The sequence below is a fragment of the Streptococcus sp. KCJ4932 genome, from assembly GCF_004352745.1.
Classification (GTDB): domain Bacteria; phylum Bacillota; class Bacilli; order Lactobacillales; family Streptococcaceae; genus Streptococcus; species Streptococcus ruminicola.
Map to the genome: position 1 here is coordinate 14818 of NZ_SJWW01000011.1, position 15744 is coordinate 30561.

A 15744-nucleotide genomic window follows, 5' to 3' on the forward strand; every position below is an offset into this window, starting at 1 on the left:
TTGGTAACTGTATAATCTCCTCTCATTTGCCAAGCCTAGGTTTTTGGGGAGTTGTATCATGAACAAACTCATTCAACAAATTGAAAAGGGAAAACCTTTTTTTGAAAAAGTTTCTCGAAACATTTATCTAGGTGCCATTCGTGATGGTTTCCTAGCTGCTATGCCAGCTATTCTCTTTTCTAGTATTTTCATCTTGATTGCATCTATTCCAGATGTTCTTGGTGTCAAATTACCAGAAGACTTTTCAAACTGGCTTTGGAAAATTTACAACTATTCAATGGGTGTGGTTGCCCTTCTTGTTTCATCAACAACTGCACGTTGCTTGGCTGAATCTGTTAACCGTAAGATGCCTGGCAATAAAAAAATCAATGCGGTATCTGTCATGCTTGCCTCAATCGTCAGCTTTTTGATGTTGAGTGCTGATGAAATCGAAGGTGGTCTTGCTACTGGATACATGGGGACAAAAGGTATCCTAGCAGCCTTTGTAGCAGCCTTCATCACTGTCAATGTTTATAAATTCTGTGTGCTTCGTGATATCACAATCAAGATGCCAAAAGAAGTACCTGGTACTATTTCTCAAACATTCCGTGACATTTTCCCATTCTCATTTGCAGTGTTTGCTGCGGTAATTATTGATACAGTTATCCGTCATTTCTTTGGCACATCATTTGCGGAAGCTGTTATCACGCTTCTTCAACCATTGTTCACAGCAGCTGATGGTTACCTTGGAATTGCCATTATCTGGGGAGCTATGGCATTGTTCTGGTTCGTTGGTGTACATGGTCCATCAATCGTAGAACCAGCCATTGCGGCTATTATCTATGCTAATGTTGAAACTAACCTTCAATTGTTTAAAGCTGGTGAACATGCTTCAAACGTATTGACTGTTGGTCTTGGTAACTTCGTTGGTACTATGGGTGGTACTGGTGCCACACTTGTTGTGCCATTCTTATTCTTACTATTTGCAAAATCAGAACAATTGAAAGCCGTTGGTAAAGCCTCATTTATTCCAGTCAGCTTTGCGGTAAATGAACCTTTGCTTTTTGCTACACCAATTATTCTTAACCCTTACTTCTTTATTCCATTCCTTTTGGCACCGATTGCCAACGTTTGGATTTTCAAATTCTTCGTTGACGTGCTTAAGATGAACAGCTTTATGTACGTTCTTCCTTGGGCAACTCCAGCTCCAATCGGACTTGTTCTTGGTACAGGTGTTAGCCTTCTAGCTGTTGTTCTTGTCTTTGTTCTTATCGCTGTTGATGCGGTTATCTACTTCCCATTCATCAAAGCTTACGACGCCTCTCTTCTTGAAGAAGAAGCTGCCAATGCTGCGCAAGAAACTGCTGGAGAAAGTGAAACTCCTGTTAAACCAGTCAAAGCTGTAGAAGAAGTTGCTGACGCTAAACCAGCTGTAACAGTCACAACTGATAAACCAATTAACGTCTTGGTCCTTTGTGCTGGTGCTGGTACAAGTGCTATGCTTGCCAACGCTCTTACTGAAGGTGCTGCTGCCACAGGTGCAAATATCACAGCTTCAGCTGGTGCTTATGGCTCACACTATGAAATCATGAAAAACTTCGATATGATTGTCCTTGCTCCACAAGTTAATTCATTCTACGAAGATATCAAGAAAGATACTGATGCCCTTGGTATCAAACTAGCTGCCACAAAAGGCGCTGAATACATTAAATTAACGCGTGACCCAGAAGGTGCTGTAGCCTTCGTAATGTCTTACTTTGCTTAAAAGAACAAAAGCAGGATACGATTATGAAAAAGCTAAAGAAACTGATTTTAGTAAGCGCGGTTGTGCTAGGCTTAACGGCAGGAAATGCCAGCCTAGTCAAAGCCGATGACTTTATCAACGGAGCTGATATTTCCATTCTTGATGAAATGGAAAATAGCGGAGCGGTTTATAAAAGTAATGGAACTCAAAAAGATCCGCTAACCATTTTAAAAGATAATGGTGTCAACTATGTTCGCTTGCGCTTGTGGGTTGACCCTTATGATGCAAATGGCAATCCCTACGGTGCTGGAACGAATGACTTAAACAGAACACTAAAATTAGCGAAACGTGCTAAAAATAAAGGCTTAAAAGTCTTACTTGATTTTCACTACAGTGATTTTTGGGTAGATCCAGGAAAACAAAATCTTCCTAAAGCCTGGCAAAATCAATCCTTTGAACAATTAAATTCAAGTGTTTATTCTTACACAGCTGATGTCCTTAATCAGATGAAAGCAAAAGGCATTTACCCTGATATGGTGCAAATAGGAAACGAATTGAACAGCGGTATGCTATGGCCTTACGGGAAAAGCTGGGGCGGTGATGGAAAAGAATTTACCCGCCTAGCCACTTTCCTAAAATCTGGTGTTCAAGCGGTAAAAGACACCCAAAGTAGTAACACTCCAATCATGCTTCACTTAGCAGACGGCGGTAACCAATCAACTTTCCAATGGTGGTTAGATGAGATTACCAATCAATCCGTTGACTTTGATATTGTCGGCATTTCGTATTACCCTTATTGGCATGGTAGCTTAGCTGACCTTTCAGCCAACATGGATAATATCAGCGAACGCTACAATAAAAAAGTGGTTGTAGTTGAAACAGCTTATGCCAATACTCTTGATAATCTTGACCAAAAAACAAACGCCTTCACAGCAACGGAAGAAGCAGCTGGAGGCTACAAAGCAAGCCAAGATGGTCAATACGAATTTTTGACAGACTTGGTTGATAAGATTAAGGACGTTAAAAATAACAATGGACTTGGTTTCTTCTGCTGGGAACCACTCTGGTATAACGGCAATATCTCATGGGCCACACAAGCAGGGATGTCATATCTTGGCGTTTCAGATATGACTGGTAACGAATGGGAAAATCAAGCAGTCTTTGATTTCCAAGGAAATGCTTTACGTGGTATCAAAGCCTTCAATTACTCTAATCTAACGAATCTCCTTCAAAACAACAGCTTTGAATGGGACGGTTATACCGAAAGTCCATCATCTTGGAAGATTTGGAAAAATGGACAAAGCTCAGCTATTAAGACCGAAAGTTATGATAATACGCGTTATAAACTCAGCTTCTGGTCAGATAAAGCTTATGAAAGTTCTATCTATCAAACAGTAGGCAAGCTCAGCTCAGGCACTTATAAATTAAGCATCGATGCTATGGGTGATACAAGTCTTGAAACCGCAGAACTTTATATCAAAAACTACGTTGGCAATGAAGAAAAAATCTCTCTCAAAGACTCAAGTACTTGGAAAACCTATACCATTGATAACATCCAGATCACAAACGGACAATGCGAAGTTGGCGTTTACGTCAAATCATCAGCCAATAAATGGCTAAATATCGATAACGTCCGACTAGTGAAAGTTGATTAAAACATTCCTCCCCCAAGAATTCAGTTCTCGGGGGATTTTTGTGTGCAAGTTGCAGTAAAGAAGTGAAGTTTTTGAATATAGTAGTATAATGCTCTTGTAAGAATCAATATATCAGTAAGTTTTGATTTATGAAAAATATGGGAGCTTCATATGAACAGTGTTGAGTTAAGAAATGTTGTTAAGGAATTTTCAAAGGTTACTGTTTTAGATGGTATAAATCTGACAGTAAAAGAGTCACATATCACTTGCTTACTTGGTCCGTCTGGTTCTGGAAAGACAACGATTATGAAATTAATGACTGGTTCAGAAAAGTCAACACAAGGTCAGGTAATGCTTTTTGGACATCAACTGAATAAACATGATATTGGTCAAATCGGATATATGCCACAAGCAGATGCAATTTATTTGGATTTATCTGCTTATGATAATCTTTTGTTCTTTGGTCAATTATATGGAATGACTAAAAAAGAGATAAAACAGCGGATTGATTATTTAGCAAAACTCTTGGATTTAGAAAAACACCTTAAACAGTTGGTATCAACTTATTCTGGAGGAATGAAAAAACGCTTATCTTTAGCAATTACCTTGCTTAATGACCCAAAACTGTTAATTTTAGACGAACCAACAGTTGGCATTGACCCTATTTTACGTCAGAAGATTTGGCGAGAATTTCGACAGTTACAAAAGCAAGGAAAGACTTTGCTGATTTCAACTCATGTTATGGATGAAGTAAAGTATTGTGATTATGGTATCCTCATTCGTGATGGGAAAGTAATTGCTGCTGATAGTATGGAAATACTACTTGAAAAGAGTGGTTCAGATGTTGAAAATTTGTTTTTAGTAGAGGAAGGGGTGACAAAATAATGGTTGCAACTTGCCTACGTGTTATTAAGCAGATTTTACATGACAAAAGGTCCATCAGTATGATTTTTGTGGTTCCTTTGGTCATCACTGCCTTTCTTTTCTTTCTGTTAGGAGATAGTGATGTTCATTTGTCATTGGCGACAAATAGTCAGAATCCGTCAGTTATAAAATTACTGAAAAAAGATGCAGATGTCACGGTTGTTGATGATTTAAAAGGTATTGATGAGAATCTAAAATCCGGAAAGTATGATGCTTATATCAAGTATACTGACCAAGGAACAGAGCTTTATTTCCTTGAAGAAAATTCGCTTTATGTCAATAAAGTACATGACATTTTGAAAAAAACTCAGGAAAAATTATCACCGCAATCAGGGGTGACTACTCATTATCTTTATGGAAATCAGTTAAAAACAACTTTTGAAAAATTAACTTATGCATTAATTGCTATTGTAGCTTTCTTCTTAATTTTCCTCATTTCAGGAATCGCCTTTGTGAGAGAACAGGTATTAGGGACACTTGAGAGAATCTTAATCAGCCCAGTCTCAAAATTACGCTTAATTTTGGGATATACACTTGGTTTTAGTGCTTTTGGAATTATTCAAGGAACGCTTTTGTTGTTATTTTCTCGATTTATCTTAAATGTTCCTTTTGAGGGAAACTTTGTTTTGATGGAATTGACGATTATTTTATTGTCTATTTCTGCTGTATCGATTGGGATGTTCATTGCTATTTTTGCTAATACTGAATTTCAAATGGTACAATTTATTCCCATTGTAATCGTGCCACAAATTCTATATTCAGGAATTATCGCGATAAGGACTTTGCCATTTCATATAGAAAAATTACAATTTATTATGCCAATCTATTATGGAGCGCAGGCTTTGAAGAAGGTTATGGTGGATGGATTGACTATTAATTCTGTTGTATTAGAATGGCTAGCTTTAATTGTTATTAGTTTGCTTTTTACATTATTGAATACTTTCTTTTTAAAAAAATATCGGGCATTATAAAAAATTTCTCCCCCAAGAACTTAGTTCTGGGGGAGATTTTTTGTTTTATTTTTTCAGCGCTTTTCGGTAATTGCTTGGGCTTTGTCCGAAATGTTTTTTGAAAGCCTTGCTGAAGGCGAGAGCATCAGGAAAGCCAACGGCGTTTGCGACTTCTGAAATATGAAAAGTGGTGTTGATTAGCAAATCAGCGCTTTTTTCCATGCGGATTTGACCTAGGTAATCTTTGATAGAATAGCCTGTTTCTTCTTTAAAAATCTTGTAAAGGTAGGAACGATTAAGATTGAGTTTTTTTGCAATTTGGCTAACTTTAAGAGTTTTGCTGTATTGGGTGTGGATAATTTTTTTCGTTTGTTTGATATAGTTTTGAATCAAAATATTGCTGTCTGACATGCTTTTACTTGGCAATTCTTCCATAAGAAAAGCTAGAAGTTTATAGAGTTCCGCAATCAGTTGGAGTTCAGTCACATCATCTAGTTTTTGGTCACGAAATTGCGTTAATTTGACGATTTGATCAAGAACTTTAGACTCAAGCGTCGAATGGCAGAAGTAGTGGTCGAGCAGCTGAGTTTTGCTCAAAATATTTTCAGCTTTTGACCCGCTAAAGCCAACCCAGAGATAAGTCCAAGGATGCTCACCATCGGCTTGGTAAAAGGCTACTTTACCTTTTGGGAGAATAAACATATCACCTGTTTTAAGTTCAGTCGTTGTGCCATCAATTTTGAAAGTTCCCTTGCCATCAACAATGAAATGAAGGACGTAGTTATCCCTAACAGTAGGTCCAAAAGAGTAGTTTTTATCACAAATCTCAGCACCATAATGGTCGACGTTCAGGTCAAAATTATTCGTGTCAAATTCGTTGTAGGTATTTAGAACATTCAAAGTATCAACTCCTTTATAAACAACATTTTACCATATTTGCCCAACATGATACCATTCAAGAGGTAAATAAATGATGGTAAAATTTTAGTAAACAAAGGGAGGAATTATCATGGGAATTCGCATCGAAGGGAATCTTTTTTACATTCAAAGTAAAGAGATGTCAATGATTATCGAAAATAAAGAAGGGGATTTGCTTCTTCGTCATATTGGAGGCAAAATCGCCAAATATCACGGTTCAAACGCTATTTTGGAGAAGGACCACGCTTTTTCAGGAAATCCAACTCCTGATGATAGAACTTACAGTTTCGATACGCAACGTCAGATTTTGGGGGTACATGGCTTTGGTGATTTTCGCCAGCCATCCATTAGTATTTCACACGACACTAATGACTTAACGCAATTTAAATTAAAAGATTATCACGTCTTATCAGGAGCTGTTGAGGCAGCAGGGCTACCAAATCCACACAGTACAGAAAATGCTGAAACACTTGCTTTAGTCTTAGAAGATAAGTTGGCTGGTTTGGAGTTGACGCTTTATTACACAGCTTATGCTGAGCGTTCAACAATTTCTAGCTTTGCTAAGATTAGCAATTTATCAGATAAAGCAGTTGTTATCAATCGTGCTTTGTCAACTATGCTTGATGTTCCAGCTTCTGATTATGATGTGGTGACTTTGCAAGGAGCTTATGCGCGTGAAAAGACAGTTCGTCGCCATAAGCTTGAACAAGGTATTTTCACTGTCGCTTCAAATCGTGGTGCTTCAGGTCATGCGCACACACCAGCTATGGTGTTATGTGACCACACAGCTACGGAAGATGCTGGTCAAGCTTTAGCTCTTCAACTGCTTTACAGCGGTAATTTCCAAGCTTTTGTCCAAAAAAATCAATTGAACGAAGTTCGTTTAGGTATCGGAATTAACGATGATAACTTTGCTTGGGAATTGTCAACGGGCGATAGTTTTGACACACCAGTAGCCATCATGACTTATTCAGCCAAAGGTTTGACACATTTGACTCAAGAAAGTCAATTGTTCATTCAAGATCACATCATGCCAAAACAATTTGCACATGCTGAACGTCCGATTCTCATCAACAATTGGGAAGCGACTTATTTTGATTTCAAAAAAGAAAAATTACTTGATTTAGCTGATGAAGCAAGCAAACTTGGTATCGAGCTTTTTGTTCTTGATGACGGTTGGTTTGGTAATCGATTTGATGATAATCGTGCGCTTGGTGACTGGGTTGTCAACGAAGAAAAACTCGGTGGACCTTTGAATGACTTGATTGCTGAAGTGCATGCCAAAGGTTTGAAATTTGGTTTGTGGTTTGAACCAGAAATGATTTCTGTTGATAGTGATCTTTATCGTGCGCATCCAGATTGGGCTATTCAAGCTGAAGGTCGTGGTCATACTTATTCTCGTAATCAATTGGTGCTCAACCTTGCAAATCCTGATGTCGTAGCCTACATCAAGGCAGCTATTGATAAGATTTTGACAGAAAATGCTATTGATTATGTTAAATGGGATTATAACCGCAATATCACAAACATCGGAAATGGTGATTCAGTCCTTGCGACACAAATGCAGTCACATGCTTATATGCTGGGCTTGTATGATTTGGTGTCTTATTTGATAGAAAAACATAGTAACATTCTCTTTGAATCTTGCTCAGGTGGCGGTGGTCGAAATGACCTTGGTATGATGCGCTATTTCCCACAAGTTTGGGCGAGTGATAATACTGATGCCATTTCACGTTTGCCAATTCAATACGGTTCAACATACCTTCACCCAACCATTTCAATGGGCTCTCACGTTTCAGCAAGTCCAAATCACCAAATGGGACGCACGACACCAATTGAAACACGTGGTAATGTCGCTATGATGGGAAATCTTGGTTATGAACTTGATTTGACAAGCCTACCAGAAAGTGACAAAGAAGTGATTGCTGCTCAGGTTGCACACTACAAAGACATTCGACCAGTTGTCCAATTTGGAAAACAATACCGCCTTATCAATCCAGAAGCAGGTTCAAACGAAGCAGCCGTAGAATTCCTCTATGAAAATAAAGTAGTGGTTACATACGTGCGCACACTGTCAACGATTGAAACAATTGAAACAACACTTAAGCTGAAAGGCTTGGAAGAAGAAGCTCTTTACTGCTTGCAAGGAACAGACCAAGTCTTTTCAGGAGCAGAGCTCATGTACGCGGGCCTCACAGCGATTCTCCCACAAGGTGATTACCTCAGCAAACAATACTATTTCGTGAAACAATAAGGAGGTTTTCCATGAAATGGCCTAAACGATTAATAGTGACTGGAGTGGCAATGTTGACAGCGGCAGCTGCTTTGACATTGACAGCTTGTTCAAAAAACAGTGATTCCTCTAATGATGGCAAGGTAACTATCGAATATTTCAACCAAAAAACAGAAATGGTTGATACGCTAAAAGAAATCATTAAGGATTTTGAAAAAGAAAATCCAAAGATCCATATCAAAATGACCAGTGTGCCAAGTGCTGGTACTGTTCTAAAAACGCGTATGCTTGCAGGTGATGCTCCGGATGTCATTAACATTTACCCTCAGAACGTTGATTTTAAAGAGTGGGCAAAAGCAGGTTACTTTGAGAATATGACTGGCAAATCATATCTTAAAAACATCAAAAATCATTACGAAAAAAATTATGCTGTCAACGGCAAAATTTATAGCGTCCCGCTATCAGCCAACGTTTCAGGGATTTATTTTAACAAGACAAAATTTGAAGAATTAGGCCTCAAAGTTCCAGAAACGTGGGATGAATTTGAAACACTTGTTAAACAAATCAAAGCTGACGGTGAAACACCTTTTGCTCTTGCTGGTAGTGAGGGTTGGACTTTAAATGGTTATCACCAATTAGCTTATATCAGTGTGACTGGCAGTGGTGATAAGGCAAATGATTACCTTCGTTTTTCTCCTGTTAATTCTATTTCAACTTCAGATAGTGAGGTTAAAGGGGTGCTAACGCGTCTAGATTTGCTTGCTGGTAAAGGCAATCAACAAACTAACTGGGAAGGTGCTTCTTACAATGACTCTGTTGTAGCTTTTGCGACTGAAAAAGCTTTAATGTTACCTGGTGGGTCATGGGTATTGGCAGCCATTAAGCAACAAGATCCTAATTTTGAAATCTCAACATTTGCTTTTCCTGGAGAAAAAGCAGGTCAAGAGGTAACTGTTGGTGCAGGAGATTTGGCCTTATCAATCTCATCGAAAACGAAACACAAAAAAGAATGTGAACAGTTCATTTCTTATATGGCTTCAGCTAAAGCAATGCAAAAATATTATGATGTCGATGGCTCACCTGTATCTGTAAATGGTGTGGCTGAAGACGAGAACTCTCCCCTTGCTCCGCTTTATCAATTAGCTTTTACAGATAAGCACTATGTTTGGCTTGGTGAAAATTGGACAAGTGAAGATGACTTCTTTAGTTTGACAGCCAATTATTTGATGAGCAAAGATGCTAAGCAATATACAGATGAACTAAATGCCTTTTTCAATCCGATGAAAGCTGATGTGAAGAAGTAGGAGGAAAGTAGAATGCGAAAATTTTTAAATAAGTATTGGGGTTGGACGTTTTTGATTGTCCCCTTGGTTTTACAAGCTATCTTCTTCTATTTTCCAATGCTTCAGGGAGCTTTTTATAGCTTTACGAACTGGACTGGCTTGACTTACAATTTTGATTTTGTTGGTGTCAACAATTATAAAATCTTGCTAACAGATACCAAATTCTTTAAAGCTCTTGGTTTTACCTTGATGTTAACCATTGCTTTAATTGCAGGAGAAATTGTTATTGGTATTATTGTAGCGCGTGCTTTGAATGCTAAAATCAAAGGACAAACGTTTTTTAGAGCATGGTTCTTTTTCCCAGCGGTTTTGTCAGGGTTGACAGTGTCTTTGATTTTCAAGCAAGTCTTTAACTACGGTTTGCCTGCTATTGGTGAAGCTTTAAACATTGAATTCTTGAAAACGAGTCTTCTAGGAACAACTGGTGGTGCCGTTTTTGCAGCTATCTTTGTCATGCTTTGGCAAGGTGTGGCAATGCCGATTATTCTTTTCCTTTCAGGTCTTCAAACTATTCCAAGTGAAATCACAGAAGCAGCAGCCATTGATGGAGCTACTAGCAAACAGACTTTCTGGAATATTGAATTGCCTTATTTGTTGCCAAGTATCTCTATGGTCTTTATTATGGCGCTTAAAGCAGGTCTGACAGCATTTGACCAAATCTTTGCCTTGACTGGTGGTGGACCAAGTAACTCAACAACTTCAATTGGGCTTTTGGTTTACAATTACGCCTTTTCAAGTAACCAATATGGCTACGCTAACGCTATTGCCTTGATTCTCTTTGCTATCATTGTTTTGGTATCAATGCTGCAATTGAAATTATCAAGTCGTTTTGAAGTATAGGAGTGAAAGATGAAAAAAGAAGAACGTTATAATACTTTTTGGAAATATGTCCTCTTGGTTGCAGGTTCTATTTTGATTTTGATTCCTTTGTTAGCAACGGTCTTTAGTTCCTTTAAAACGACCAAGGATATCATGCAACATTTCTTTGCTTTTCCAAATCCAGTTACTTTAGCTAACTATACACGTTTGTTAGCTGACGGTATTGGACACTATTTCTGGAATTCAACCATTATCACAGTGGTTTCAGTGATTTTGGTAACTTTATTTATTCCAGCAGCAGCTTATTCAATTGCGCGTAATATGAGCAAAAAGCGTGCTTTTAATATCATGTATAGTTTGCTGATTTTGGGAATTTTTGTGCCTTTTCAAGTTATCATGATTCCAATTACTGTCATGATGAGTCGACTTGGTTTGACAAATATTTGGGGCTTGATTATCTTGTACCTCACTTATGCCGTGCCACAAACCTTGTTCTTGTATGTCGGTTATATCAAATTAAGTGTCCCTGATAGTTTAGATGAAGCAGCCGAAATCGACGGAGCTGATAAATTTACAACATACCGTAAAGTCGTCTTTCCAATGCTAAAACCAATGCATGCAACAACCTTGATTATTAATGCTCTTTGGTTCTGGAATGACTTCATGCTTCCTCTTTTGATGTTGAATAAATCATCTGATTCATGGTCATTGCCACTTTTCCAATACAATTACACAGGACAATACCTCAGTGATTACGGACCAAGTTTTGCCTCATACGTCGTCGGTATTATCACCATCACAATCGTTTATCTCATCTTCCAAAAACACATCATCTCAGGAATGAGCAACGGCGCAGTGAAGTAAGGATACAGAGGGCGTGTAGCGGCACAGTGAAAATTAAACATTAAGAAACAAAGGAATAATTATGACAATACAAAATAAAACGATGCTTATCACTTATTCAGATAGTCTGGGTAAGAATTTAAAAGAGCTAAAGGACAACCTTGAACGCTATTTCGGCGAAGCTGTCGGAGGTATTCACCTTTTGCCTTTCTTTCCCTCAACAGGTGACCGTGGTTTTGCACCTGTTGATTATGACGAGGTTGATTCCGCTTTTGGTGATTGGGATGACGTGAAGGCATTGGGTGAGAAGTACTACCTCATGTTTGATTTCATGATTAATCACATTTCCCGTCAATCAAAATATTATAAAGATTATCAAGAAAAACACGAAGCAAGTCCATACAAGGATTTATTCTTAAATTGGGATCACTTTTGGCCTGAAAATCGTCCGACCCAAGCTGATATCGATTTGATTTACAAGCGTAAAGACCGCGCACCAAAACAGGAAATTCACTTTGCGGACGGTTCAGTTGAGCATCTCTGGAACACATTTGGTGAGGAACAAATTGACCTTGATGTGACCAAAGAAGTGACGATGGATTTCATTCGAAAGACCATCGCGCATTTAGCTGAAAATGGTTGCGACCTTATTCGTTTAGATGCTTTTGCCTATGCGGTTAAGAAATTGGATACTAATGATTTCTTTGTAGAACCGGATATCTGGGGTTTGCTAGATAAAGTACGTAGCATTGCAGCTGATACAGGGACAGAATTGCTTCCAGAAATTCATGAGCATTATTCGATTCAGTTTAAAATTGCTGAACATGACTACTACGTTTACGATTTTGCTCTTCCAATGGTGACACTTTATAGTTTATACAGCGGAAAAACTGAACGCTTGGCAAAATGGTTGAAAATGTCTCCGATGAAACAATTTACAACACTGGATACGCACGACGGGATTGGTGTGGTTGATGTCAAAGATATTTTGAGTGATGAAGAAATTGATTATACTTCAAATGAGCTCTATAAAGTTGGTGCTAATGTGAAACGTAAATATTCATCAGCAGAGTACAACAATCTTGATATTTATCAAATCAATTCGACCTACTATTCTGCACTTGGTGATGATGACAAGAAATATTTCCTTGCTCGCTTGATTCAGGCTTTCGCTCCAGGTATTCCACAGGTCTATTATGTCGGATTTTTAGCAGGTAAAAATGATCTAGAGTTGTTAGAAAAAACAAAAGAAGGTCGCAATATCAATCGTCATTATTATACGAGTGAAGAAATTGCTGAAGAGGTTAAGCGTCCGGTAGTTCAAGCCTTGCTTAAGCTCTTTACCTTCCGAAATCAATCAGCAGCTTTTGACCTCAAAGGCAGTATAGATGTTGAAGTATTAGATGAAAATACTCTTGTAATTACTCGATGTAATCAAGATAGTAGTGTCGTTGCAGAAGCTACAATTAACCTAAAAGACTTAACTTATACAGTTAAAGAAAACGGACAAGAGATTACATTTCTATAGTTTAATAGAAGCGGGACGATGTCTTAGCTTCTGTTATTTTAATAGCGCAAACGCTTGCACAAATTACAAGAAAAAGCTAAAATAGAGTTAAAGAATTGTAAGAAAAGAGGTGCTCTATGGAAAAGCATTGGTGGCATAAAGCGACAATTTATCAGATTTATCCAAAATCTTTTAAGGACTCAAACGGTGATGGTGTTGGAGATTTGCAAGGAATTATTAGCAAACTCGATTACCTGCAAAAGCTTGGTATTACAGCGATTTGGCTCTCACCGGTTTATCAGTCTCCTATGGATGATAATGGTTATGATATTTCAGATTATGAGGCAATTGCAGATATTTTTGGTGATATGTCTGACATGGAAGAATTGCTAGAAGAGGCTAAGGCGCGCGGCATTCGTATCATTATGGATTTGGTGGTAAATCATACGTCAGATGAGCATGCGTGGTTTGTTGAAGCGCGTGAAAATCCAGACAGCCAGTATCGAGATTTTTACATTTGGCGTGATGAAGCTAATGAGCTTGATTCTATTTTTGGCGGCTCTGCTTGGGAATACGATGATAAGTCAGGTCAATATTATTTGCACTTTTTCAGCAAGAAACAGCCTGATTTGAATTGGGAAAATCCTGTATTGCGCAAATCGGTTTACGACATGATGAACCGTTGGATTGACAAAGGTATTTCTGGTTTTCGCATGGATGTGATTGACATGATTGGGAAAATTCCTGACAAACTCATCGCAAACAACGGTCCGAAATTGCATGATTACTTAAAAGAAATGCACCAAGAAACCTTGGCTGGAAAAGACTTATTGACGGTTGGTGAAACTTGGGGAGCAACTCCAGAAATCGCTAAACAGTACTCATCACCAGCTGAGGAAGAATTATCCATGGTCTTTCAATTTGAGCACATTGGTCTTCAGCACAAACCAGATGCCTCAAAATGGGAATATGAAGAAGAACTAAATGTTCCTGCACTCAAAGCTATTTTTAACAAATGGCAGACAGAACTTGAACTAGGTCAGGGTTGGAATTCCCTTTTCTGGGACAATCATGATTTGCCGCGCGTGCTTTCTATCTGGGGTAACACAGACACTTACCGTGAAAAATCAGCCAAAGCGCTAGCTATTTCCTTACACTTAATGCGTGGAACGCCTTATATTTATCAAGGTGAAGAAATTGGAATGACCAATTATCCTTTCAAAGATTTAGGAGAAATTGACGATATTGAATCGCTTAATTTTGCTAAAGAAGCTCTTGAAAATGGTAAGACGCCAGAAGAAATCATGGATAGCATTCGCATGATTGGACGTGACAATGCCAGAACCCCAATGCAGTGGGATAGCAGTCAGAATGCTGGCTTTTCAACTGCTGATAAGACTTGGTTGCCAGTCAATCCAAATTACACAGAAATTAATGTACAAGCAGCCCTAGACAATCCAGATTCTATTTTCTACACTTACCAAAAACTCATCAAGCTTCGCAAAGAAAACGATTGGTTGATTGACGCTGATTTTGAACTTTTAGAGACAGCTGATAAAGTGTTTGCTTACCTCAGAAAAACAGCTGACACCACTTACCTCATAGTTGCTAATTTATCAGATCAAGTTCAAGCATTTGAAAGCAACTTTGCTTACCAAGAAACCATCATCAGCAACACCTCAGAATTAACAGACTTTGAAAACCACAAACTCCAACCATGGGACGCCTTTTGCGTGAAAGTAGGGTGAGAATAAAAAAAGTCCGAATATTATTCGGACTTTTTTATTTTGTACTTTCGCGAAGGGTTAATGTGGTTGCTAGTCTTGTCATGGTTGGGACGGTATGACGTTTGATCAGTTGATGGTTTAAGATATCAACAGCAGTGCGTCCCATTTCTTCGGTATAAACGGTGATACTTGAAAGAGCAGGAAAGACTTGTTTAGTTAAGGCAGTATCATTGAAAGAAATGAGGCTGACGCGGTCAGGTACGGAAATGTTAGCTTCTTGAAGGGCACGAAGGGCACCAATGGCTAGGGTGTCGTTTGCTACAAAGAAAGCTTGTGGAAGGTCATCACCTAGTTCGGTGATGGCTTTTTTCATCAAAGCATATCCTGAAGGCGCTGAAAAATCACCGACAAAGACATAGTCAGGGTTGTAAAGATTATTTTCGTAAGCGTAGTTTTTAAAAGTACGGAAACGTTGGTCGACAATGAGTTCTTTCTGGTCAGTCGTACGTTCTTCACCAGCAATCATACCGATTTTTGTAAAGCCTTGTTGCATGAAGTAGTCAAGGACTTTAACAACGGCATTATCAAAATCAGTTGTCACACAAGGGTGACCAGCATTTAAGGTGTCGCTATCAACGAAGACAAGATTTTTTGAAAGATTTTCGAGGCGGTTAATTTGTTCACTAGAAAATTTACCAATGGCAATAATACCACTGACATTTTCTGAAATGGTTAAAATATCGTTATTAAAGTAACGAACCACATCATAGCCCAATTCTTGGGCGCGTTTTTCAAGACCGATACGAATGCTGTAGTAGTAAAGGTCGTTTAACTCTTCTTGCTCACTGTACCACTGCACGATAGCGATTTTTTGACGTTCTTGGTTGCTGTTTGTGCTGCGTTTGTGTTTTTCATAACCCAACTCTTCAGCAACGGTTAAAATACGGTGTCTTGTTTCTTCACCAACGGAGAGGGTTTTGTCTTTGTTAAGGACTCGTGAGACGGTCGCTGATGAGACATTTGCTAACTTTGCGATATCTTTTAATGTAGCCATAGGTATCCCTTCTTTCTTAATAGTATTATATCACATTATCAGAAAAAACAAAAATTTTAAGTAAAACTT

At 38.4% G+C, this 15744-nt stretch carries 12 protein-coding genes; 10 read left to right on the forward strand and 2 right to left on the reverse strand.

What is annotated here, in order from left to right; translation table 11 throughout:
- The first annotated feature begins 58 nt into the window (after positions 1–58).
- From E0E02_RS05940 to E0E02_RS05955, 4 genes are all read left to right on the forward strand, one after another.
- Positions 59–1744 carry a PTS lactose transporter subunit IIBC gene (locus E0E02_RS05940; protein ID WP_074564949.1) on the forward strand — a complete coding sequence of 562 codons (1686 nt, stop codon included), beginning with the start codon at positions 59–61 and terminating at the stop codon, positions 1742–1744.
- A gap of 23 nt (positions 1745–1767) precedes the next feature.
- Complete coding sequence (locus E0E02_RS05945) at positions 1768–3378, forward strand: glycosyl hydrolase 53 family protein (RefSeq protein WP_133018110.1); 1611 nt, start codon at positions 1768–1770, stop codon at positions 3376–3378.
- A 150-nt stretch (positions 3379–3528) separates the two neighbouring features.
- Complete coding sequence (locus tag E0E02_RS05950; RefSeq protein WP_133018111.1) at positions 3529–4242, forward strand: ABC transporter ATP-binding protein; 714 nt, start codon at positions 3529–3531, stop codon at positions 4240–4242.
- On the forward strand, positions 4242–5252 hold the full coding sequence (locus E0E02_RS05955) for an ABC transporter permease (protein ID WP_133018112.1): 1011 nt from the start codon (positions 4242–4244) through the stop codon (positions 5250–5252). Before E0E02_RS05950 ends, E0E02_RS05955 begins: the two co-directional genes overlap by 1 nt.
- A 45-nt stretch (positions 5253–5297) precedes the next feature.
- On the opposite strand, the gene E0E02_RS05960 is transcribed toward E0E02_RS05955, so the two are convergent.
- The gene (locus tag E0E02_RS05960) at positions 5298–6131 is read right to left on the reverse strand and encodes an AraC family transcriptional regulator (RefSeq protein WP_133018113.1); all 834 of its coding nucleotides are present in this window, start codon (positions 6129–6131) and stop codon (positions 5298–5300) included.
- Between the two features lie 109 nt (positions 6132–6240).
- On the opposite strand from E0E02_RS05960, the gene E0E02_RS05965 reads away from it, so the two are divergent.
- The 6 genes from E0E02_RS05965 (at position 6241) to E0E02_RS05990 (ending at position 14642) form a co-directional block, all read left to right on the forward strand.
- Positions 6241–8403: an alpha-galactosidase gene (locus E0E02_RS05965; protein ID WP_133018114.1), complete on the forward strand. Its 2163-nt coding sequence runs from the start codon at positions 6241–6243 to the stop codon at positions 8401–8403.
- An 11-nt stretch (positions 8404–8414) separates the two neighbouring features.
- Positions 8415–9686: an extracellular solute-binding protein gene (locus tag E0E02_RS05970; protein WP_133018115.1), complete on the forward strand. Its 1272-nt coding sequence runs from the start codon at positions 8415–8417 to the stop codon at positions 9684–9686.
- A 12-nt stretch (positions 9687–9698) separates the two neighbouring features.
- Positions 9699–10565, forward strand: a complete 867-nt coding sequence (locus tag E0E02_RS05975; RefSeq protein WP_133018116.1) for a sugar ABC transporter permease — start codon at positions 9699–9701, stop codon at positions 10563–10565.
- 9 nt (positions 10566–10574) lie between these two features.
- Entirely contained in the window at positions 10575–11408 is an 834-nt protein-coding gene (locus E0E02_RS05980) for a carbohydrate ABC transporter permease (RefSeq protein WP_074603514.1), read from the forward strand.
- Positions 11409–11469: 61 nt separating this feature from the next.
- On the forward strand, positions 11470–12915 hold the full coding sequence (gene gtfA, locus E0E02_RS05985; RefSeq protein ID WP_133018117.1) for a sucrose phosphorylase: 1446 nt from the start codon (positions 11470–11472) through the stop codon (positions 12913–12915).
- A 116-nt stretch (positions 12916–13031) separates the two neighbouring features.
- On the forward strand, positions 13032–14642 hold the full coding sequence (locus E0E02_RS05990) for an alpha-glucosidase (RefSeq protein ID WP_133018118.1): 1611 nt from the start codon (positions 13032–13034) through the stop codon (positions 14640–14642).
- 34 nt (positions 14643–14676) lie between these two features.
- Here E0E02_RS05990 and E0E02_RS05995 read toward each other — a convergent pair whose 3' ends face one another.
- Positions 14677–15675 (reverse strand): LacI family DNA-binding transcriptional regulator, encoded by a 999-nt coding sequence (locus E0E02_RS05995; protein ID WP_039697522.1) that lies wholly within the window; start codon positions 15673–15675, stop codon positions 14677–14679.
- Between the last annotated feature and the right edge of the window lie 69 nt (positions 15676–15744).